At 58.9% G+C, this 19,969-nt stretch carries 21 protein-coding genes and 3 pseudogenes; 10 read left to right on the plus strand and 14 right to left on the minus strand.

Annotated features, from left to right (window positions below; all coding sequences use genetic code 11):
- Positions 1–27: 27 nt before the first annotated feature.
- The 3 genes from JBE38_RS24320 (at position 28) to JBE38_RS24330 (ending at position 1,432) form a co-directional block, all read left to right on the plus strand.
- Complete coding sequence (locus tag JBE38_RS24320; RefSeq protein ID WP_104994048.1) at positions 28–507, plus strand: hypothetical protein; 480 nt, start codon at positions 28–30, stop codon at positions 505–507.
- Positions 508–519: 12 nt separating this feature from the next.
- On the plus strand, positions 520–762 hold the full coding sequence (locus JBE38_RS24325; RefSeq protein ID WP_205345319.1) for a hypothetical protein: 243 nt from the start codon (positions 520–522) through the stop codon (positions 760–762).
- A gap of 175 nt (positions 763–937) precedes the next feature.
- Complete coding sequence (locus JBE38_RS24330; protein WP_244383292.1) at positions 938–1,432, plus strand: hypothetical protein; 495 nt, start codon at positions 938–940, stop codon at positions 1,430–1,432.
- 240 nt (positions 1,433–1,672) lie between these two features.
- Here the strand turns inward: JBE38_RS24330 and JBE38_RS24335 are convergent.
- Positions 1,673–1,810, minus strand: a pseudogene (locus tag JBE38_RS24335) (IS3 family transposase); the annotation flags it as partial.
- A gap of 66 nt (positions 1,811–1,876) precedes the next feature.
- Between JBE38_RS24335 and JBE38_RS27890 the strand changes: the two are divergent.
- Both JBE38_RS27890 and JBE38_RS24340 read left to right on the plus strand, forming a co-directional pair.
- Positions 1,877–2,089 (plus strand): annotated as a pseudogene (locus tag JBE38_RS27890) (hypothetical protein); the annotation flags it as partial.
- Between the two features lie 70 nt (positions 2,090–2,159).
- Positions 2,160–3,269 (plus strand): tetratricopeptide repeat protein, encoded by a 1,110-nt coding sequence (locus tag JBE38_RS24340; protein WP_205345320.1) that lies wholly within the window; start codon positions 2,160–2,162, stop codon positions 3,267–3,269.
- 309 nt (positions 3,270–3,578) lie between these two features.
- On the opposite strand, the gene JBE38_RS24345 is transcribed toward JBE38_RS24340, so the two are convergent.
- From JBE38_RS24345 to JBE38_RS24355, 3 genes and pseudogenes are all read right to left on the minus strand, one after another.
- A complete protein-coding gene (locus JBE38_RS24345; protein ID WP_205345321.1) occupies positions 3,579–4,502 on the minus strand; it encodes a hypothetical protein in 924 nt (307 codons plus the stop codon).
- Between the two features lie 130 nt (positions 4,503–4,632).
- Positions 4,633–4,971, minus strand: a complete 339-nt coding sequence (locus JBE38_RS24350; protein WP_205345322.1) for a DUF6124 family protein — start codon at positions 4,969–4,971, stop codon at positions 4,633–4,635.
- 389 nt (positions 4,972–5,360) lie between these two features.
- A pseudogene (locus tag JBE38_RS24355) lies at positions 5,361–5,492 on the minus strand (fructose-bisphosphate aldolase); the annotation flags it as partial.
- An 82-nt stretch (positions 5,493–5,574) separates the two neighbouring features.
- On the opposite strand from JBE38_RS24355, the gene JBE38_RS24360 reads away from it, so the two are divergent.
- Both JBE38_RS24360 and JBE38_RS24365 read left to right on the plus strand, forming a co-directional pair.
- A complete protein-coding gene (locus JBE38_RS24360; RefSeq protein WP_205345323.1) occupies positions 5,575–6,276 on the plus strand; it encodes a hypothetical protein in 702 nt (233 codons plus the stop codon).
- A 26-nt stretch (positions 6,277–6,302) separates the two neighbouring features.
- Positions 6,303–7,004, plus strand: a complete 702-nt coding sequence (locus JBE38_RS24365; protein WP_205345324.1) for a hypothetical protein — start codon at positions 6,303–6,305, stop codon at positions 7,002–7,004.
- A 391-nt stretch (positions 7,005–7,395) separates the two neighbouring features.
- On the opposite strand, the gene JBE38_RS24370 is transcribed toward JBE38_RS24365, so the two are convergent.
- On the minus strand, positions 7,396–7,764 hold the full coding sequence (locus JBE38_RS24370) for a hypothetical protein (RefSeq protein WP_205345325.1): 369 nt from the start codon (positions 7,762–7,764) through the stop codon (positions 7,396–7,398).
- A 400-nt stretch (positions 7,765–8,164) separates the two neighbouring features.
- Here JBE38_RS24370 and JBE38_RS24375 point away from each other — a divergent pair, with 400 nt between their 5' ends.
- Entirely contained in the window at positions 8,165–9,727 is a 1,563-nt protein-coding gene (locus tag JBE38_RS24375) for a methyl-accepting chemotaxis protein (RefSeq protein ID WP_446731256.1), read from the plus strand.
- Between the two features lie 65 nt (positions 9,728–9,792).
- Here JBE38_RS24375 and JBE38_RS24380 read toward each other — a convergent pair whose 3' ends face one another.
- Positions 9,793–11,208 (minus strand): purine-cytosine permease family protein, encoded by a 1,416-nt coding sequence (locus JBE38_RS24380; protein ID WP_060752509.1) that lies wholly within the window; start codon positions 11,206–11,208, stop codon positions 9,793–9,795.
- 255 nt (positions 11,209–11,463) lie between these two features.
- Here JBE38_RS24380 and JBE38_RS24385 point away from each other — a divergent pair, with 255 nt between their 5' ends.
- Complete coding sequence (locus tag JBE38_RS24385; RefSeq protein ID WP_060752510.1) at positions 11,464–12,375, plus strand: LysR substrate-binding domain-containing protein; 912 nt, start codon at positions 11,464–11,466, stop codon at positions 12,373–12,375.
- Positions 12,376–12,423: 48 nt separating this feature from the next.
- Here JBE38_RS24385 and JBE38_RS24390 read toward each other — a convergent pair whose 3' ends face one another.
- The 7 genes from JBE38_RS24390 to JBE38_RS24420 all read right to left on the minus strand — a co-directional run bounded on the left by JBE38_RS24390 (position 12,424) and on the right by JBE38_RS24420 (position 17,793).
- The gene (locus JBE38_RS24390; protein ID WP_205345326.1) at positions 12,424–12,804 is read right to left on the minus strand and encodes a hypothetical protein; all 381 of its coding nucleotides are present in this window, start codon (positions 12,802–12,804) and stop codon (positions 12,424–12,426) included.
- A gap of 54 nt (positions 12,805–12,858) precedes the next feature.
- Positions 12,859–13,242: a hypothetical protein gene (locus JBE38_RS24395; RefSeq protein ID WP_205345327.1), complete on the minus strand. Its 384-nt coding sequence runs from the start codon at positions 13,240–13,242 to the stop codon at positions 12,859–12,861.
- Between the two features lie 241 nt (positions 13,243–13,483).
- Positions 13,484–14,629: an acetylornithine deacetylase gene (gene argE, locus JBE38_RS24400; protein ID WP_205345328.1), complete on the minus strand. Its 1,146-nt coding sequence runs from the start codon at positions 14,627–14,629 to the stop codon at positions 13,484–13,486.
- The gene (locus JBE38_RS24405) at positions 14,626–15,303 is read right to left on the minus strand and encodes a DUF1028 domain-containing protein (protein ID WP_060752513.1); all 678 of its coding nucleotides are present in this window, start codon (positions 15,301–15,303) and stop codon (positions 14,626–14,628) included. Before JBE38_RS24405 ends, argE begins: the two co-directional genes overlap by 4 nt.
- A gap of 11 nt (positions 15,304–15,314) precedes the next feature.
- The gene (locus JBE38_RS24410) at positions 15,315–15,725 is read right to left on the minus strand and encodes a RidA family protein (protein WP_060752514.1); all 411 of its coding nucleotides are present in this window, start codon (positions 15,723–15,725) and stop codon (positions 15,315–15,317) included.
- A 25-nt stretch (positions 15,726–15,750) separates the two neighbouring features.
- Positions 15,751–17,082 (minus strand): flavin-containing monooxygenase, encoded by a 1,332-nt coding sequence (locus JBE38_RS24415; RefSeq protein ID WP_446731255.1) that lies wholly within the window; start codon positions 17,080–17,082, stop codon positions 15,751–15,753.
- A 108-nt stretch (positions 17,083–17,190) separates the two neighbouring features.
- On the minus strand, positions 17,191–17,793 hold the full coding sequence (locus JBE38_RS24420) for a LuxR C-terminal-related transcriptional regulator (RefSeq protein ID WP_090370502.1): 603 nt from the start codon (positions 17,791–17,793) through the stop codon (positions 17,191–17,193).
- Between the two features lie 111 nt (positions 17,794–17,904).
- On the opposite strand from JBE38_RS24420, the gene JBE38_RS24425 reads away from it, so the two are divergent.
- Entirely contained in the window at positions 17,905–19,518 is a 1,614-nt protein-coding gene (locus tag JBE38_RS24425; protein ID WP_205345330.1) for an ATP-binding response regulator, read from the plus strand.
- Here the strand turns inward: JBE38_RS24425 and JBE38_RS24430 are convergent.
- Positions 19,511–19,843, minus strand: a complete 333-nt coding sequence (locus JBE38_RS24430) for a hypothetical protein (RefSeq protein WP_060752518.1) — start codon at positions 19,841–19,843, stop codon at positions 19,511–19,513. The two genes, JBE38_RS24425 and JBE38_RS24430, sit on opposite strands and share 8 nt — an antisense overlap.
- Positions 19,844–19,969 lie beyond the last annotated feature (126 nt).

Below are 19,969 nucleotides of genomic sequence, written 5' to 3' on the forward strand. Positions count from 1 at the left end.
CGCTTTTGGCTCGAAAGGATGCGTGCGATGAAGTTCGAAGGGACTTTCCAATACATCGGCAATCACGGGATCGTGTTCAACGTCTCGCAGATCACCCTCACCGACAGCGAACGCGGACGCCTGCGCGAGTTGCACTTTGGAGAGGCGAAAAGCGCCCACTACGAGGTCAACCGCAAGGTGGTCGAGGTGTACGACAAGATGCTGGCCAAGAACCTGCCGTGCCTGATGATGATCGGCATTTCCAAGCCGCTGACCCGGCAGCAGGGCGATGTTCTCAACGCTCAACGCACCAAAATCGCCAACCTTGCGGCCTCGGCGTTCGCTGGCGCCACTTCTTATGTTGCCTCCCCCTATGTGGGGGCCCCGGTCGGCGCCGGTGTGCGCATGTACGTGAATGAAACCCTGCCCACCTATCATGCAGGCGACGTACTGGTGAGTATTGAGGCGCAGGTGAATGGCGGCATCGGCCCGCAACGTACCGCCTCGACACTGATCATCAAGACCTGACGGGAGAAACACATGCCTGATATTACCCAACTGGTCGTTGCTCTGGTGCTGTTCTTTCTGATCGATCGGTTTCTCAAATCGTACCCGCTTCGCAAATGGTTAGGGGTACTGCTGGTAGTGATGGGGGCGGTCGGCTGCGTTGCCGCGAGCCAAACCCGCTGGTTTGGGTTTGACCTGGGGTTGCTGTCGGTTTTTGCCGTTGCACTGGGGGTGGGGTTGTTCCTAAAGCGGCGGCGATTCGAGCAGAGGGGGTGAGGGTGGCAGGCGTTTTCATTAATTCGCGCTCTGAAGCCCTGTCTAGTGCTCGCTGAATACGCCTTTTTGTTGATTTCGTTACCTCCTCCTGAAAACAGATCAGAAGGTATAAACCTATTTTAGAACTAGACATTGTTCAGGAATAAATCCATCCCCTTTTCGCAAAGGAATTTACGTGTTCAAGATTTTCGCTTCTGCACTTGCCTTCACGTGCCTGTTCGGCTGCAGTCAACAACCCCTTGTTCATACCGAAAAGCCCCTCTCCACCCTTCAGGAACAAGAACACGCCCTGATGATCGGTAAATGGTATGGCGAAGCAACAACCCTCGACGGTAAACGTATGCAGCAACTGAGTGAGCGTCGAGCCAATGGCACCTTCATCGTGATGTTTCGCGTGACCGACAAATCCGGCCAATGGTTTGAGCAACAGGAATTCGGCCTATGGGGTGTTTCCGGCAAGATCTACTTCACCATCACTACCGGGAAAAAAGTGGGGGATCTGATTGCTCCCGCCAACCCAGGAAACCCTCATCTGAATGACGCGTATGAAATCATTGAGCTAACAGCCACTACTTATCGGAGCAAGGCGCAAGACGGCGGTGACGACTTCACCCAAAAAAGAGTGGATGACGGGTTTCAGCTGCCAGCTATTCCGGTGGTCAATCCTTGATAATCGCTACCGCGCTCCGCTTGGGTAAGCAGCACTAGACGCGTTGTGTCCGGCCGTCGGGAAGGGGACAGTATGTAGAAGATCGCGCGCCGACCTTAGATGTAAGAGGTCGCTGGGCTTTTGCATAAGGTGGCAGCTCGGAGATCTTTTTTTGACCGGCAGAAGTCAGCCAAAAGCAGTCGTTGAAATTGGCCTAAGTTTGTTGTCTAGTCCTGAAATAGGTCTACACCCATTTCAGACTCAAAACGCCCGATGCACCGCATTGGGCGTTTTGTATTTCTGGGACAGATGTGGCCGTTCCCCGTTGTAGATCAGCACCGACTCATCCACCATTTTCACTGCGTCCGCCAAATTTTTAGGGCGATACAGCAGGAACTCGATTTCCGTAAATGCTGACCGACCGCTATTGGCCGAAAGCTTCCATCCGGTAAGCGATTAATCAACCTAGGTTCGAGTAATCCGAAAGCGATCCTGATCTTCACTGCATTCCTTGCGCAATCAGTGATCCCCAACCACCCACATGCCGCAATTTTCCCTTTGGGATGGATGTTCAATCGATGCTGTGCCGGATTGTTGTCGGCGACGACGGTGTTGTTGATGGCACGCCCGACTTGGGTCGACGCTTTTCAGCGCCGAGTGAGGTTAAACCTGTTGTAAAAAGGCACCTATGCCCCCGCTCACGAGCGTCGCTACAATGCCCCCCCACACTTCACGAATGGATTCGAATTTGCGCCGGTTTGTCGTTCCTTTGGTTGCGTTGCTCCTCGGCTGTCTGGCCTATCTTTTAATCACGCTCGCTATCACCGTATGGCGCAGTCCGTATAGCGTCACGTTGATGATTGGGGCTTTTTACGACGAAGGCCTGGTGGTCGATAAAAACCCGGTCAAGGCCGCACAGTGGTATTTGCGCGCCGCTGAAAACGGCGAACCCGTCGCTGAGTATAAAACCGGTTTTTTCACTTACTACGGGCGCGGCGTAGCGGTGAATCATTCCAAGGGCCTGGAGTGGATCACTCGGTCGGCTGAGCACGGAAACCCGGATGCCCAGTATTTCCTGGGTATTTCCAATCTCGCAGGCACGGATCAACCCAGGAATTTTGCCCAGGCCGCCATGTGGTTTCAAAAAGCCGCCGAACAAGGGCATGCAAAAGCACAAGGAGACCTCGCCAGGCTTTACTACCGAGGTGATGGCGTTGAGGCGAGCGATCAACAGGCGTTCGCCTTGGCAAGCAAAGGCAGTGCTCAAGGGGATGCCGAGTCACTCATACAACTGGCAACTATTTACGCACATGGCAGAGGCGCGCCGGTCGATCTTGAACGCTCGGTCAAGCTACTTGCTCAGGCAGCCGACACCGGCAGTGGCAAGGCTTACGAATTGATGGGCGCCGCGATGCTCAGTGGCAGCGGCACACCCAAGGATGTACCCGCCGCCCTGCAGTGGTTTACCCGCGCCGCCGAGCAAGGCCGGGCCGATGCACAGTTCATTCTCGGCGTTCTCTACAGCAAGGGTGATGAAATACCGGTCGACTACCCGACAGCGAATAGGTGGTTGCTCAAGGCTGCTGCGCAAGGCCATGCCTTTGCAACCGCGATCCTTGCAGTGCAGGTAGATACCGGTCGAGGTTTCGAACGTAACAAGCTCAAGGCGTGCGGGCTCTTGCGCGTAGCTTTGAAACGCAAACTGCCGAAAAATCAAGATGAAATGCGCGACCAGCTGGAGCATGAAGAAAGGGAGCTTTCGCCAGGCCAATTGGCTGAGGTTGCGGCACTGGAAAACCTCTATTCAACTCCGGAAGGGCTCGAACAACTGTTGGCAGATATAACGAGCGTGCAGTAGGCATATGGAAGTGGAACAGCGTTCACGAGCGAGTTACGTGAACTATGGAGAGCCACGTGAACGCATACATAATGTGATCTAGGAAGAAGTCGAGTTCGCTTGCACAGTTGCACAGTTGCACAGTTGCACAGTTGCACAGTGTCGCGCCCAGTGCCGGAGAATTCGGTGATGGGCAATATGAAGGTTACGATGACCCGTCTTTTGCCGTTTCCAGCTTCTCGCGAATATACAATCGTGGTCGGGTTCGTCGAATTGTAGCGTGTTACTCCGGTGGAGATTCAGCCACAGAAGGAGCACCCACAAGTTGGTCTAGAGGGCTGCTTCTGGCCGATTGCTGGCTGTCTCGTCCGGCCGGGGGCCGACGCTGGCTTGCGCCTTGTCCGCCAGCCGTTGCACCCACTCGGCATCCTGCTGATTGACCACGGCGTAACGGTCCGGGGGCAAAAAGGCCCAGTGATGGGCCACCTCGACAAGGCGCTTGAGTTCATCGGCAGACAGCCAATACGGCGTGTCGACCAATGGCATCGGCGCACCGCTGAAACGCCTTCCGAGAGAGAGGTTGGTGCCGGGTGCAAAGGCGATCGTCAGCGCCTGGCAGGGCTGCATGTGCTTGTCCGGGGTGGGCATTTTGCCAACCCGTCCATAGTTGAAGTTGCCCGCGTATTCTTCCTTGAGCACCAGCCAGTGGCCCGCAGTCGTCCTGGCCAGGACCCATTGCGTCACACCGCTGTGTTGCACGCATTCAAGCTTGCCGTTTGTCCATTGCATGAGGGTGTTGCAGTCCGGATCATAATCGGAGGACCACAGGCTGGTGCCGGATACCAGGCGATGGTGCTCAAGCTCGGCCAACCCTTGCTCCGGCATGGACCGCCAGTAGCGTTTGGTCGGGTCGCGGGTATCGCGCAAGAAGTTGCGTAACCCCCAGCCCGCCATGAAGAGCAATGTCGCGAGGGCAAGCCAGCCAAAGGAGGCTCCGACGATCCGGTCAATATCCAGGTCGGGGGCGAATAACGAGCGATAGAGCAACAGGCCCAGTAAAAACGCGATACCCGGCAACACAGGGCCAAAGCACAGCGGCGGCACCAACACTTCGATCCAGCTGAAGCGGTGCCTGCACGCGTGCTCCCGCGCCCAGGCTTGCTCCTGGGCGAGCATCGGCGCCTGTTCGCGTGGGGCAATGTCAGGGTCGGGTGTCTGAAAGCGCATGAACAGTGTGTAGGGGGTATCTCTCATGGATCAAATCATGCTCTGAGGTCGCAACGGGGACAGCCTGTAGAAGATCGTGCGCCGGCTATATATGCAAGAGGTCGCCGGGTTTTTGCATAGGTTGGGACGACTCGGCGACCTTTTGTGGGTAAAGCGTCTAGCTGATAGCCGCCTCGTGCGTCATCAACTTATCCATCAGCAATACGCCCAACTCGCTGAGTTGGTGAATCGCCAACGCCACATCTCGCTGTTTTCCCGTCAGTTCATCCGACAGGTCAAGCAACAACGCGGTCACCGAAGAAAAAGTCTCATAGCTATTGGCAATCAGCATTTCACTGTTGGCATCGTCGGCGACGCTGAACAGGGTCTTCGAAGGTGGAGGAGGGGGTTCTGGCCGTTCGGTGCGTGCGTTGAGGTAATGATCAATTGCGCGGTGCGCCGCCTGATTCAGTTTCAGGTCGGGTCCGTTTGGAGGGTTGGGGGTGACTTTGAACATGTGTGTTGTACCTGTGTTAGGGCCAACACCTTTTCGCTACTAAACGAGAGGGTGGCAGCTGTACGCAGGTTAGTAGACCGGGGAACACACAAAGCCGGCGTGCCCGAGGGCGCCCTGCGCACAGCCACCATCAAGTACAGACAAGAACATCTGATCGATGAGGCTCATGCACTTCATGTTGTCACGCGGGCTACTAAACCCTATCACTGAGTTGTCAGCGACCAGGCCACCTTAAGGCGAGGACAACGTGAAACGTTTGGCGTTTCGGACACTGGAAGAAACTCCTGGAGGGGCGCGTGCCTAGCCGGGCTTGCTCAAGGTGCGATTGGGCTGCTCACCAAAAATCAGAAAGCCCGCCAAAGCGGGCTTTTTCCACAGCTTAAATCACATCAAGCGACAGCGGGCGAATCAAGCCCGCGCTGCTCATTCACGGTAGACACATCCGTCACATCCTGCACCATGATCCGGGCGGAATTGGTGACGATATTGATATCGTGCTCTTCACCATCAGACAAGGGAGTCAAAATCCGGGAAAGTAGTTTTTAGCGAAAACTATCGGTAGGCTGCGCTGCTCTCAAATGATGTGCTGCAAGGAAGTAAACAATGTTTCTTAATCGCTGGAGCTACACCCTGGCAGGGTGCCTGCTATCGCTTTCGTGCATGGCCAACACATTTCATATTGACCCTCGCGGTGAGAGCCTCTATCAGCAAGCTGTCCCGTATTTACAACAGGCGAATAGCAAGCTCGAAGCAGTACAGGCTAACACCCCAACGGCAAGCGCAGAGGAGAAGAAGCGCTCTTTGGCCCTGATCGATGAAGCCGGCGCCTTGTTAAAGCCAGCGATCACTCTGCTTGAGCAGGCAGCCGCCCTTGATCATCCCGTAGCCCAATATCGTCTCGGGCTGATCTACGTGATGCTGTATCCGGGCGAAGTCATTAAAGAGAAAGCTTGCCCCTTGTTTGAACAAAGCCTTGCTCATGGCTTTGCTCCACCGGCACTTGAGATTTCGTCCTGGTGTTTTGCATACACCGACACGCCTCTGTACCAAACAGCATTACAGGCCATAGAGACTACAATGCCAATCTATGAGAAGTACTTTCCACAGCCTGTTGTGAAGCTTGAGTGCAAGCGGGAAGATCCTGTGGGCCTGGCCATGCAGTGGGGCAGCAGTCGTGACTACCAAGCGGAAATTTACCGGTTACAGGGGGACAGTAACCGTGCACAACGCTCGGAATATTATCAAAAGGCGCTCGATATCAATGACTGTTACAGGGTGAAAAGGCGTATGGGGAATGGCAAGTAACCTCAAGCGTGACACTCGAAAAGGGGATGTCTCCCTTTGAAGCAAAGGTTCGTGTCTGGGCGATTTCTGCCCTTGGTTACGGGCAGCGATCGGCCAAACGCTGTCAGTCTACAGCCCCGGGCAACTCCGGCCTTTTCGTTCTTAGGCATTCCTATCCGTCATTGATGAAACCGTTGATTTTGCGCCTGGCGGTCAGTAACCGACCCAGAACGGACCAGGTCAATGGAACGCATCATCAACTGGTATCGGTTAGAATCTGCGGCCCTAGCTACGTACGAGTAAATTTCATGACAAGGATGGCCGCTGTTTTCACTTTACTGAGTTGCATGGGGTCGGCCTCGGCATTGGCTGAGTCTGATTGTCCGTTTCCGCAGGGAATGCAGGCATCCATCAGCGCGTCGAAGCAAGCTATTGAGGCCAGGCAAGCGGGCGTCGCTAAAGATGAACTGCTCACGAGGATTTCCCCCGCAGCCAACGGGCAGATGTCCCAGATGCTGAAGAGTATCGTCGACGAAGTTTACGATTATCCGGCACTTCGGCCCGAGGTGTATGCCGCTTTCCGGTTCGAGCGCTGCTTTGTTTCGCAGCAGCACGCCGAACAGGTGGCGGCTATGAAGTTTGCCGATGCCTATCCGCTGCTGAAAAAATGCGAACAGCTTGACCCGGAAGGGGCGCGACCGCCTTGTGCAATGCGCGTAGTGCATACGGTGACCGGAATTCCCGAATAAACGATCAGTTTTCAGGCTAGACGGTATAACCCTTTTCAAGGGCAGTATCATAAAGCCGGTCACTATTGATCGGGCAGCGTTGGTACTCACGGACTGGATGAACTCGCGGGAGGTGGCTCCTGGAGATATCGCCGTGGTGGAAAGGGTTTCAATGGGGGGCTGGATGTACCGTTCTCTTGTTGTGCGAGCCAGGGGTAGGATTCCTTGAGTGGAGAGCGTCATATTTTGAGGCTGGGTTGACCTATGAGGTGCTTAGTAGCATTCCCACTGACGTCGTCTCTTGAATGTCTGCTCAGGGCCGATTTCTACCTGCCGCCACCGTCAGCTTTGGGTCGATAACGGACACTTGCGAGTGCCTGCTTTTGGCCGATTGAAGCCTGTCAGAAGCGTCCTAAAGTTGATCGGTCTCTAGCGCCAGTACCCAGCGGTTGAACGGCGCTGAGCCAGCCAAACCCAGCACGTCAAAGAACACCCATTTCCGGGTCTTTACCGAAAAAGACTGAACGGCTTGTCCGGGGCTAACCCTCTGTACATTGCTGGTCGAAATGAGCTCACCAGACGTGCTTCCAATGTAAGGCGAGTTTCTGGGGTCGAGCATACCGACTTGCAACGTCCCGCAAGCGTCCGGAAGGTCCAAAGATAATGTTTCACCCGTTTCCAGGCGGCCCACAATCGCGCCATCAAACAAGATTGCCAGCGGGATAGCCTGGCCATAGGCACTGTCAAACGTTCCCTTCTTGCGCTGAATAGTGATGTCCATGTGCTGTCCTTAAGTTGCTCACTACACAGAGTGTAGTTGCATGCTTACGACGCACTGCAAGCGCGCACCGAAGTCTGAAACGCCCTAATTTGGCAGGCAGGTGGAATGATCGCTTCTGGCCGATAGCCGCCTAAGTCTTTCACCGCTTTTCAACTGCCACCATTTCCCCCCTTGCCCATCGCACACGCCGAGATCACCGCCCAGCCTCTCGGGCAAAAAATCCATCGCTAAGCAACGGTTTGTACAAGCTCGTTACCCGACCACCCACCACCCTCAAACTTTCCCCCCCAAAGTCGATACAGTATTGAACGCCACCACCCCCCTCGAAAAACAGGTATCCCGCATGCGCCTCAGAAATCTCAACGTAGCCCCACGCGCTGCGCTTTTTTTCGCGTTAATCATTGCGCTTGTCTTTGTGCAGGGCGTATTCGCAGTCATGCAGATGGGCAAGCTGAAGGATTCCGAAAAGGACGTCGAACTCAACTGGATGGCCAGCGTCCGACAAACGGCGTTGATGAACAGCACGGTCCTGCGTTTGAGGCTTGAAACGCAGCGGGGTCTGGCTGACCCCACGTCCATTCAAAAAACTCTTGAAGCCTTCCCGGGTTACCGTAAGGCGTTCACCGAAGCCGTGGCGAATTACGAGCCTCTGGTTGGGGGCGATAAAGAGCGCTCGTTATACACGGCGGTGAAAACCAGCGCCGAGGCGTACATCCGTCAACTGGATCTGCTCGAGCCATTGATGCGCCGGGGCGACCTGGAGGGAGCGGCCGGCCTGGTGAAAAGTGGCATTCGGCCCCTGACTGATGCGATGGAGACGCAGATCAATGCGTTGACCACCTTCAACAATGATGGCGCAGCGGAGGCGGGGTTGTATTCCACCAGTGTCTATAACAACGGGTTTTGGCTGATCGTGGGGCTGATTGCCGGGGTTATCGTGCTGACGGTGGGGTTGGCGCTGTTGCTGACCCGAAGCATTACCTCGCCGATCAATGATGCCTTGACGGTCGCGGAGCGTATCGCCGGCAGTGATCTGTCCAAGGAGGTTTTGGTCAGCGGCACGGATGAGGCCGGGCGTTTGTTGAAGGCGCTTGCGCAGATGCAGGCGAACCTGCGCAGTACCATCATGCAGATTTCCGATTCGTCTACTCAGTTGGCCTCGGCGTCTGAGGAGATGACGGCGGTCACGGAAGAGTCGAGCCGGGGCCTGGTGGCGCAGAATGATGAGGTCAATCAGGCGGCCACGGCGGTCACCGAAATGAGCGCGGCCGTGGATGAGGTCGCTCGCAACGCGGAGTCGGCTTCCGAGGAGTCCAAGCGTACCCAGGGCTATACCGAGGTCGGCCTGGCACGCGTGGCGCAGACGCTGCAATCGATCCAGAAGCTCAACGGTAACGTTGAAAACACCAGCGAACAGATTCAGGGGTTGTCGGATCGTGCGCAGAGCATCACCAAAGTGGTGGATGTGATTCGGGCGATTGCCGAGCAGACCAACCTGTTGGCGTTGAACGCCGCGATCGAGGCGGCACGCGCCGGTGAGCAAGGTCGTGGTTTTGCGGTGGTGGCTGACGAAGTCAGGGCTTTGGCCCATCGCACCCAGGTGTCGACCCAGGAAATCGAGCAAATGATCGCCGGCATCCAGAGCGAATCGGACCTGGCAGTGAAGGCGATGAACACGAGCCGGGACCTGGCGACTGAATCACTGGGTGTGGCGCAAGAGGCCAGTACTTCGCTGGATCAGATTTCCACGGCGATTGTGCAGATCAACGAACGTAACCTGCTGATCGCGACGGCCTCCGAAGAGCAGTCGCATGTTGCGCGTGAAGTGGACCGCAACCTGGTCAGTATTCGCGAATTGGCCACCCAGAGTGCCGCGGGTGCCAGCCAGACCGCGAGTGCCTGCGGTGAAATGTCAAAACTGGCGATCAACCTGAATCAGTTGGTCAATCGCTTTGTAGTGTGACGAGGTTTTTGAATGAGGTGTAAGCAGGCTTGGCGACAGGTGATCTATCGCCAAGCCTGCGCACGTCAGACCCCGCTGACCAACTTACCCCCCTCCATGCGGCGCTTATACGCGCTGTCCCGGCTCGCCAACCAGAAGTACAGCGGCGACGTCACCAGCAATCCCACCACCCAGGACAGGTCCGCGCCATTGATGTGCTCGGAAATCGGGCCCACGTACAGCGGTGTGTTCATGAACGGAATCTGCACCACGATGCCTACCGCATAGGCCAGCAGCGCCTGTGGGTTGTACTTGCCGTAGATGCCGCCGTCCACGCGGAAGATCGAGGCAATGTCGTACTTGCCCTTGTGGATCGCATAGAAGTCGATCAGGTTGATCGCCGTCCACGGCACCAGCACCACCAGCAATACCAGCACCATGTCGACGAAGTGGCCGATGAAGTCTTTGGAGGCGAACACGGCGGCAATCGCACACGCGGCCAGCACCAGCACCGAGATCACCGCACGGCTTTTGGCGGTGGGTATCCAGCGGTAAGCGAAGGTCTGCACCAAGGTGATGATCGACAGCACCGCGCCGTACAGGTTGAGGGCGTTGTGGCTGATGACGCTGAGCAGGAACAGCACCAGCATCAATGGGCCGATGGCGCCGGTGGCGAGCTTGACGGCGTCCATGGTGTCCATGCCCACCGGGGTGGCGAGCACGGCCACGGCGCCGAAAATGAAGGCCAGGCTGGAGCCCAGTGCGGAGCCCAGGTAGGTGGTCCAGAAGGTCGACGCCACCGGTACGTCGGCCGGCAGGTAGCGGGAGTAGTCCGACACATAGGGGGCAAAGGCGATCTGCCAAAGCGCCGCCAGCGACACGGTCGCCAGCCAGCCGGACAGGTTGAATTCACCACGGGTCAGAAAGTCTGCGGTCTGCACATGGGTGAAGATGTAGCCGAAGCCCAGCACGATGCCGGCGCCGAGTACCCAGGTGCCGATGCGGTTGAGCACGTGGATGAAGCGGTAGCCGATAATTCCGATCACGCCGGAGCCAATCGCGCCGATCACGATGCCCACCGGCACCGGTACGCTGTCGACCACGCCGTGCAGGGACTTGCCCGCCAGCACGATGTTGGAGGCGAAGAAGCCGACGTACATGACGCCGGCAATCACCACCACCAGCAATGCGCCGAGCGAACCGAACTGGGCGCGGCTCTGGATCATTTGCGGGATGCCCATCTGCGGGCCCTGGGCCGAATGCAAGGCCATCAACACGCCGCCGACCAGGTGGCCGACGAGGATGGCGACAATGCCCCACAGCAGGTTCAGGTGAAACAGTTGTACGCCGAGCGCACCCGTGACGATCGGCAACGGCGCGATGTTGCCGCCGAACCACAGGGTGAACAGGTCTCTTACCTTTCCGTGGCGATCTTCCGGGGGCACGTATCCAATCGTGTGTTTTTCGATAAGCGGGGCGGAGGATGTTGCAGTGGTGACCATGACGAGCTCCAAGGCAAGGTGAGTACGTTGACGTACTTCGCTGTGCGCCGCACGGAGAGGCGCTTTCTTTGTTGTTGGAGGGATCATCTGCAATGGGCGCAGGGAGGTAAATTAGTAAGTTTGTTGCTATAGACCTTAAAAAATATAGCTCGCGGCGGATTCTGCTCCGGTATGTTGCATGCACTTGAATCCTCGTAAAAAAGCCGATTTTCACGCACTTGTTTGGGGCGAAATCCCACGTTTCTGGAGGTTCTGATGGCTGCTTACAATCTGCGCCAGCTCAGATATTTTGTAACCACGGCCGAATGCGGCAGCGTCGCCGAGGCCTCGCGCAAGCTGTATATCGCGCAACCGTCGGTGTCCACCGCCATCAAGCAGTTGGAAGACAGCTTTGGCGTGCAGCTGTTTATCCGCCATCACGCGCAGGGGGTGTCGCTCACACCCAGCGGCGCGCGGTTTTATCGCAAGGCGCTGGAGCTGTTGCGGGTGGCCCATGAGTTCGAGCAGAACGCCCTGGCGGACAATGACGTAGTGGCGGGGCAGATCGATATCGGCTGCTTTGAAACCGTGGCGCCGTTGTATCTGCCGCGCTTGATCGCAGGCTTCAAGGCGCGTTGGCCGGGGGTGGAAATCCGCATTCGCGACGGCGAACAACAAGAGCTGGTGCAAGCGTTGACGGCGGGCAGTATCGATATGGCGATGCTGTTCGAGCATGACCTGGGTGGCACCATCGAGACGACGCCGTTGATGCCGCCGCAACAGCCGTATGCCTTGTTGCCGGCCGATCACCGCTTTGCGCAGCAGGCCAAGGTGTCGTTGGCGGACCTGGTGCTGGAGCCGATGATTTTGCTGGATGTGCTGCCCAGTCGGACCTACTTCGTGAGCATCTTTGAAGAACGTGGGCTGACGCCGAATATCGTGTTCAGCTCGCCGTCGATCGAGATGGTGCGGGGCATGGTGGGCAGGGGGTTCGGCTTTTCGATCCTGGTGACCAAGCCGTATTCGGAGTACGCCTATGACGGGCAGAAGGTGGTGTGTGTGCCGTTGGCCGAGACGGTCACCGGGTCGGGCTTGTCGGCGGTATGGCTGCGGCGGGCGCCGTTGACCAAGCCGGTGCAGTTGTTTGTTGATTACTGCCGTGAAGAGCTGGCGCGGCTGCTTGGCTGACAGGATCGTTCTCGCGCCAGGCGCGGGAACGATCAACAGCGCTGGCCGTTATTCAGGCGCGTAGTTCCTGATGCATTCCACGCGCATCCAGTCTTCAAACAACTGGTTGGTTTTGTTCACGCTTTCCAGATAGTGGGGACTATAGGTGCCATCGGCTTGGTCAGGGTGGAAGCTGAAGGTGAAGGTCTCTGATTCAATTGCCCCATCGCCATAATCCAGTTTGCTCGACTCCGGCTGCCCGATGGTCACTTGGGTGCCGTGGCGCCTGGCGGCTTCAGAGAGCAGATCGATGACCCTCGCGAAGTCTTCTTTTCTTACGGTGATGCGGTTGGATTCTTTGTCCGGCGTATTGGGTTCGGGGCGCATGCGCAATGCTTCCGGCGCCGCTTGAAGGGTGTTTGAATAAGGGGAGGATTGAATGTTGTTCATATTGGTACTCATGGGTTACTTGGGGTGGGTTAAAACTTTCAGATAACTAATGTGTTACTCGACAGGGGCGTAGTTAGTAATACCCGCACTACTCATTCTGCCTTTAAACATGAGTGTTGCCCTTTCGGTTTTGTCCAAGTACTCGGGGCTGAAAGTGCCGTCCGCCCGGTCCGGTATGAAACTGAATTTGACCGTATGGTAAGTGCCGTGCCCGCCGCCAAAGTCATTCACGGTCGCTTGATTGAATTCCAGTTTGACTTTGACCCGATTCCAGCTGACGGCATCGTAGAAAAAGTCCATGACATCAGCCAGGTCTTCTTGTTTTATGGTGAACTGAGGACTAGTTGGTTTAGCCTGCGCTTCACTTGAGCGCACAGCACGCACTTGGGTATCTGGATCCAACTGTGGGGCTGAAAGCGAAGATGAAATACTACTCATGATAAGTACCTGTAAGTTGATCAGGGTATAACCCGTCAAGTTTGATTGCCTTCATGGGTGGTCTTTAAGTTCCTTCGGTTCCAGGCGATAACTCACCAAATGTGGCGGAACATTTCATCTTTGCAGGAGGATAAGTTTTTACAGCGAAAGCGCCGGACAGCCACAACATAGTAGGCAATATCCGGCGCCAGGCCTGTTCGAATGTGTCAGGCCGGGAAGGGCGGTGAGGGCTGTGTCCGGCTCAAGCGCGGATCGAGTCCAGCATCCGTTGCAGCATTGCGTCGCAGCCCGCCAGTTGTTCCAGGCTCACGAATTCATCCGGCTTATGCCCCTGGTCCATGCTCCCAGGCCCGCACACCACGGTGGGTATGCCCACGGCATCAAACAACCCACCTTCGGTACCAAATGCCACGGTGCCGAAGGCCCGTGAACCGCAAAACGCGGCAATCAACTCCGCCGCCTGGCTGCGCTCATCGGTGACCAGCCCCGGATAAGCCGACAGCGCGGTAAACCGGATGTCACTCTGCGCGCTCACCGCCTGCATGCGTGGCAGCACCTGTTGCCTGGCGTAGGCTTGCAGGGCTTGTGCGACCTCGGCCGGATCCTGGGAGGGCAGTGCGCGAACCTCAAAGTCAAACCGGCAGTCGGCCGGTACGATATTCAGCGCCTTGCCGCCGCTGATCACGCCGGCCTGCACGGTGCTGAAGGGCGGATCAAACCTTGGGTCTTGTTGCTCGCGCAGGCGTTGCCCGATGCGTCCCAGTTCGCCAATCAGGTCGGCGGCATGTTCGATGGCATTCACGCCGTAGGGCGCATACGCCGAATGGCAGGCTTCGCCGTGCACATCACAGCGCATGGCCAGCTTGCCCTTGTGACCGAGCACCGGTTTCAGTTCCGTCGGTTCGCCGATGATGCACAGCATCGGTTTGACCGGCCGCTGCTCCAGTAGCGCCAGCAGCGAGCGCACGCCCAGGCAACCGACCTCTTCGTCATACGACAGTGCGATGTGCACCGGCCTGCGCAATGTCGCCTTGACCAGCGCCGGAACCAGCGCCAGCACGCAAGCGATATAGCCCTTCATGTCGGCCGTGCCCCGGCCAAACAGCTTGCCGTCGCGTTCGGTCAGCGCAAACGCCGGCACGCTCCAGGGCTGGCCATCCACCGGCACCACGTCGGTATGCCCCGACAGCACAATCCCCGGCAGTTCCACCGGGCCGATGCTGGCGAACAGGTTGGCCTTGCTGCGTTCGTCGTTGTAGATCAACTCACAGGCCACGCCAAAACCGGTCAGGTAATCACGTACGTACTCGATCAACTGCAGGTTGGATTCGCGGCTGGTGGTGTCGAACCCCACCAGCGTTTGCAGCAACGCGCGGCTGTGGCTCATCGGTCATCTCCGGCCACGCCGTAGCCGGGTGAGCGATCAGGGGCGAGCGCACGGTCGATGTAGTCTTGCACCTGCGGGCGGTACGCGTCCCAGAGTTTTTGCAGCTCAACGATGGGTGCTTCATCGGCCCAGTCCACGCGCAGGTTGATGATCGGCCAGGTCAGCTCACCCACCACCACCAGCGCAGCGGAATGCACCGGGCCGGCTTCGCCACCGGCAGCGATGGCCGCGTGCATCGCCGCCAGCAACCGGTCCGCCAATTGACCTTCGCTCTGTTCAAAGGCCATGACCATCGCCTCGATCACACCGCGATCGGCGAGCATATTGCCCGCCGCCACACACTGTTCGCCTGACACGGCATTGTGCGTGCCGAGGGTTTCGCTGCCGCTGAAATGTACGCTGCGCCCCAGGTGATCAATGGCCGTCAGTTGCCGGTACTGGCTGTAGCCGTTGCTCGTCAGGGCCTTGTCGAGGGCGTCGGCCGGTGCGAGGCCCTGTTCCAGCAGGTCGAGTACGTCCGGGCCGAGGGCCGGCAGGGTGATGTTCTGGGTCGACACCGCGCCGACACCGGGCCGCAGCCACGGGCAACGGGCGCCTACGGCGATGCTCGAGGAACTGATGGCGATCCCCAGTTGGCCGGTGTCCGCGCAGCGGGCGACGATGGAAAAGGTCATGGGCTGCCTCCTTACTCTGGGATAACCGCGATCACGTCAATTTCCATCAACCACTGTGGCTGACCCAGGGCCGACACCACCAACCCGGTGGAAATCGGGAATACTCCTTTGAGCCACTTGCCGACTTCCTGGTACACCGGTTCGCGGTAGCGCGGGTCGATCAGGTAGGTGGTGGTCTTGACGATATGCGACAGGTCGGAGCCCGCTTCCTCAAGCAGCTGCTTGACGTTACGCATGGCTTGCTCGGCCTGGGCACGCGGGTCGCCGAGGCCGATCAGGTTGCCTTCGAAATCCGTGCCCACCTGCCCGCGCACATACACGGTGTTGCCGGCGCGCACGGCCTGGCACAGGTCGTTGTCCAGGCTCTGGTTGGGGTAGGTTTGCTTGGTGTTGAACATGCGGATGCGAGTGTGGGTAGGCATCAAAAAGACTCCGGCAAAAAAGTGATCAGGCGCTGACAGGGGACGGGCGAGCCACCGGGGCGGCTTCGCGGTATTCAAGGTATTGGCGCTGGATGGCGATGTGGTCGGCCACGTATTTGGCGTCGTGCCACACCCCCCAGATGAACGACGAACCCCGGCGCGACTGCCACGGCAACCCGAGGAAATAGATACCCGATTCGCTGGCCACACCGCGCTGGTGCTGCGGCTTGCCGGCGGCGTCGAACGCGTCGACTTTCAACCAGCTGTAGTCCACGGCAAACCCGGTGGCCCAGATGATCGAGGTGATGCCGGCCTTGGCCAGGTCCAGTTCCAGGATCGGCTGCTGGATGCACTCGGCGTCGGGGAACACGCGGCGGGCTTCGGGCTCCTCCGGCAGGTCGAGGCCGTTGCGCTCGATGTAGGCGTCCGCCGCATCCAACAGGGCCAGGTAGTTCTCATCACCACGTGCGAGGTTTTCCACCAGGTTGGCCTGGAAGCGGGCGACGTTGCCGTCGAAGGACTGGGTCAGGCCGACCAGGGTCATGCCTTGCTGGGCCAGCTCGCGAAAGTCGATGGTCTTGCCGCCGTGGGCGCCGCTGACGGCAATGGTCACGTGCTCGCGGCCGGGTTTCATCGCCGCCTGGTCCCACTCGCCCAACACGCCCAGCCACCAGCAGAAATCACGCTTGCGATAGGCACGCGGCGGGCGGTCGTGAGCGCCGACCGACAGGTACACCTGGCGCCCGGAGCGTTGCAATTCATCGGCGATCTGCACGCCGGACGAACCGGCCCCCACCACCAGCACGGCGCCTGTCGGCAGTTGCGCAGGGTTGCGGTAGTCGGCGGAATGGATCTGATGCAGCTCGGTGTCCTTGGGCGCAATCGCCGGAATCACCGGCTTCTGGAACGGCCCGGTCGCCGCCACCACACGGTTGGCTTCGATCACCCCTTCGCTGGTGTGCACGGTGAAGCCGGGGCGGCCCACATTGCGCACCACAGAAAGCACGTCGACACCGGTGCGTATCGGCGCATTGAACTTGCGGGCATAGGCTTCGAAGTAGGCGGCAACGCGTTCCTTCGGGGCGAAGCCGTCGGCGGCCACGTCATCAAATTCCAGCCCGGGAAAACGGTCATGCCAGGCCGGCCCGTTGGCCACCAACGAGTCCCAACGCCCGGTGCGCCAGCGCTCGGCAATGCGGCTGCGCTCCAGCACCAGATGCGGCACGCCTTGCTTGCTCAGGTGCTCGCTCATGGCGACGCCGGCCTGACCGGCTCCCACCACCAGCGTGTCTATTGTTGTTATTGCTTGAGTCATGTGTCTGTCCTTGCGTAATGCAGTTGGATTCAGCTTGGGCATGACTTCAAGGCTAGGGGGAGGGCGGTTTTTAATAAAATATTATTAAGCTGGGAATTGAGCATAAATATCGGATGCAGCCGGTGGGCGCGGCTGTGCATCGTCAAGCGCCTAGAACTCCCCCGAATACTTCACCGCTGCGGCCGCACGCGACGGCACATCCAGTGCGCGCAGCAGCGACGACACATGAATGCGCACGGTAAACGGCGAGATAGCCAGGGCTTTGGCGATTTCCTTGTTGGTCTTGCCCTGGGCGATCAGGCGCAGCACTTCCTGCTGGCGCGGGGTGAGGGTGTGGGTGTCCAGCGGCAGCAGGCCGGAAGGGGCGAACTTGACGAGCACTTCGCCTTCGCGGATCGCCAGCAACGCCTGGCCGATTTCATCCGGGGCAATGTTCTTGCCGATAAAACCGTCGACGCCCAGCGCCATGACCTGTTCGATCAACTCACGGTCATCCACCATCGACACCACCACCAGGGTGGTGCGGCGCAGTTGCTGGCGCAGCTTGGCCAGTTGGCTCATGCAGGTCAGGCCGGGGAAGCGCAGGTCGAGGATCAACGTATCGACCTCGCCGGGATCCAGCAGCAAGGCTTGCACCGCGTCCAGGTCGCCGGCTTCCTGGATCACGGCGCCGGGCAGCAGCCGTTGTACCGTGCGCGCCATGCCTTCGCGAAACATCGGGTGGTCGTCGGCAATGATGATCCGGCCTGTCATGGTGGGCTCCTTCCTGGGGCACGACGTTGCTGAGGCATGTTACTTTACCACCGGGCGGGATGCCCGCTCAGTCCCCTTGATACGCTGAACGTGACGACAAGGACGTAGAGCATGAGTCATGAGACCAACTCCGAACTCGACCAGGCCAACCTGCGAATTGTGGTTGCCAGCATCGCTATCGTGTACATCGGCGCGCTGGGCTTCCTGCCCGGGCAGTCGGTGGACACCTACCTGCCGGTCATTCTCTACATCCTTGTGTTCCTGCTGGCATCCATCGCCTTGCGCCAGGTCATCGTGCGCTGGCCCGGGCATTACCCGGCGCGGCGGATCTTCGGCATGGTGCATGACTACACCGGCACCTCGTTCGGCATGGTGGTGGGGGGCGAGGCGGCGCTGCCGCTGTATGCGGTGATGGTGTGGGTCAACCTGGGCAATGGCATGCGCTATGGCTCGCGCTACCTGGCGATCGCCACGGCATTGGCGTTGCTGGCGCTGCTGATCGTGTATCGGCTTACGCCGGTATGGCAGGCACAGCCCTTCATGGTGCTGATGCTGATGATCACCAGCACCGTGATCCCGGTGTATGCGCATATCCTGCTCGAGCGCACGCGCAAGGCGTCTGAACAGGCCATCGCCGCCAACCTGGAAAAATCCCGCTTCCTCGCCCAGGCCAGTCACGACTTGCGCCAGCCGATCCACTCCATCGGCCTGTTCACCGCGTGCCTGCGTGAAGCGCGCCTGGGCGATGAAGAGCGGCGGCTGGTGGATAACATCGACCGTTCGCTGCTCAACGTCTCGCAATTGTTCCGTTCGATTCTCGACCTTTACACCCTCGACAACGGCCGCCTGCTGCCCAAGTACCAGCCGGTGAACCTGGGCGATTTTCTGGCCGACCTGGTGCGCCAGAATGCCGAGGCCGCGCGTTGGGCCGGCGTGGAACTGCGCTTGCGGCCGTGTGCTCACTGGGTATTGGTAGACCCTGCGCTGTTGGCCACGATGGTGCAGAACGTGCTGTCCAACTGCTTCAAATACGGCGCGCATCGGCCAGTGCTGATCGGCGTGCGCATTCGTCAAGGTGGCTTGGCGGTGGAGATTCATGATCGGGGCCGGGGGATTGCCGAGGAGCATCTGTCCAAGGTCTTCGAGGAGTTTTACCGGGTGCGCCACCGCCGGGACAAAGACGTCGAAGGCGTGGGCCTGGGGCTGTCCATCGTCAAGCGCCTGGGGCAACTGATGGGCGTGCAGGTGAACCTGCGTTCGCGGGTGGGGCATGGCACCTCCGTGAGCCTGTACGGCCTGACCCTGGCGACCGCACCACAGACCCCGGCACCCCGTGATGATGCGCGACAGGTCGGTCTGCTGACCGGTTTGAAAGTGTGCCTGGTGGAAGATGACCAGAACGTGCTGCTCGCGACCCAGGCGCTGCTGGAGCGCTGGGGCTGCGAGGTACAGGCCGAACTGTCAGGGCGCGACCTGGTCAGCGATTGCGACATCATCGTCGCCGACTACGACCTGGGCAATCATGCCACCGGTATCGAGTGCATCGACGCCTTGCGGGCGCAACGCGGCTGGGCGGTCCCGGCGCTGATCCTCACCGGGCACGATGTGGAGAAAATCCAGGCCGCGTTGCACGACCGCCAGATCGCGATTCTGTCCAAGCCGGTACGCCCCGCGGAACTGCGCGGCGCCCTGCGCGACCTCAGCCAGCAGGCGGTGATCAGTTGAACGGCACCAAGCCATTGCCGCGAGCCCCTTTGGGCTGGCAGTAAGCGGCCGGCTTCATCATGCCGAAGCTGGCCACGGCGAACATGCCGCCGCTGGCACCGCTGGGCACGGAGCAGTTGTAATCACCGCTGGCGGTGCTGGCGATGTAATAGGTCGTCATGGAGTCATTGCGCACATTGGAGATACGCTTGACCGGCTCACCCAGGTTGGTTTCCGACAGCGTCTTGAGATGGTCTTCGGTGGGCTTGATATTGCTGCAACCGGCCACACCGATAATCAACGTACCGAGCAGGGCGAGGCGGGTCAGGGGAGCGTGGAGTTTCATGATGGATCTTCCTTGGGGTTGTTATGGCTTTTCCAACGCGCAACGAGCCCTCGCGCCCTGGAGGCACGGTGTTGGAGGAGCGTTGGAAGTGCCGGGGAATATAGCGCCGGGGGCCGGCAGGGTCGA

The sequence above is a fragment of the Pseudomonas sp. ICBG1301 genome, assembly GCF_016918385.1.
Classification (GTDB): domain Bacteria; phylum Pseudomonadota; class Gammaproteobacteria; order Pseudomonadales; family Pseudomonadaceae; genus Aquipseudomonas; species Aquipseudomonas palleroniana.

Excerpts from the sequence above, each read along its gene's own strand:
- JBE38_RS24320 (WP_104994048.1), top strand. The coding sequence starts at position 28 with ATGAAGTTCGAAGGGACTTTCCAATACATCGGCAATCACGGGATCGTG.
- JBE38_RS24325 (WP_205345319.1), top strand. The coding sequence starts at position 520 with ATGCCTGATATTACCCAACTGGTCGTTGCTCTGGTGCTGTTCTTTCTG.
- JBE38_RS24345 (WP_205345321.1), bottom strand. The coding sequence starts at position 4,502 with ATGAGAGATACCCCCTACACACTGTTCATGCGCTTTCAGACACCCGAC.
- JBE38_RS24350 (WP_205345322.1), bottom strand. The coding sequence starts at position 4,971 with ATGTTCAAAGTCACCCCCAACCCTCCAAACGGACCCGACCTGAAACTG.
- JBE38_RS24360 (WP_205345323.1), top strand. The coding sequence starts at position 5,575 with ATGTTTCTTAATCGCTGGAGCTACACCCTGGCAGGGTGCCTGCTATCG.
- JBE38_RS24365 (WP_205345324.1), top strand. The coding sequence starts at position 6,303 with ATGTCTCCCTTTGAAGCAAAGGTTCGTGTCTGGGCGATTTCTGCCCTT.
- JBE38_RS24370 (WP_205345325.1), bottom strand. The coding sequence starts at position 7,764 with ATGGACATCACTATTCAGCGCAAGAAGGGAACGTTTGACAGTGCCTAT.
- JBE38_RS24380 (WP_060752509.1), bottom strand. The coding sequence starts at position 11,208 with ATGGTCACCACTGCAACATCCTCCGCCCCGCTTATCGAAAAACACACG.
- JBE38_RS24385 (WP_060752510.1), top strand. The coding sequence starts at position 11,464 with ATGGCTGCTTACAATCTGCGCCAGCTCAGATATTTTGTAACCACGGCC.
- JBE38_RS24390 (WP_205345326.1), bottom strand. The coding sequence starts at position 12,804 with ATGAACAACATTCAATCCTCCCCTTATTCAAACACCCTTCAAGCGGCG.
- JBE38_RS24395 (WP_205345327.1), bottom strand. The coding sequence starts at position 13,242 with ATGAGTAGTATTTCATCTTCGCTTTCAGCCCCACAGTTGGATCCAGAT.
- argE (WP_205345328.1), bottom strand. The coding sequence starts at position 14,629 with ATGAGCCACAGCCGCGCGTTGCTGCAAACGCTGGTGGGGTTCGACACC.
- JBE38_RS24405 (WP_060752513.1), bottom strand. The coding sequence starts at position 15,303 with ATGACCTTTTCCATCGTCGCCCGCTGCGCGGACACCGGCCAACTGGGG.
- JBE38_RS24410 (WP_060752514.1), bottom strand. The coding sequence starts at position 15,725 with ATGCCTACCCACACTCGCATCCGCATGTTCAACACCAAGCAAACCTAC.
- JBE38_RS24415 (WP_446731255.1), bottom strand. The coding sequence starts at position 17,082 with ATGCCCAAGCTGAATCCAACTGCATTACGCAAGGACAGACACATGACT.
- JBE38_RS24420 (WP_090370502.1), bottom strand. The coding sequence starts at position 17,793 with ATGACAGGCCGGATCATCATTGCCGACGACCACCCGATGTTTCGCGAA.
- JBE38_RS24425 (WP_205345330.1), top strand. The coding sequence starts at position 17,905 with ATGAGTCATGAGACCAACTCCGAACTCGACCAGGCCAACCTGCGAATT.
- JBE38_RS24430 (WP_060752518.1), bottom strand. The coding sequence starts at position 19,843 with ATGAAACTCCACGCTCCCCTGACCCGCCTCGCCCTGCTCGGTACGTTG.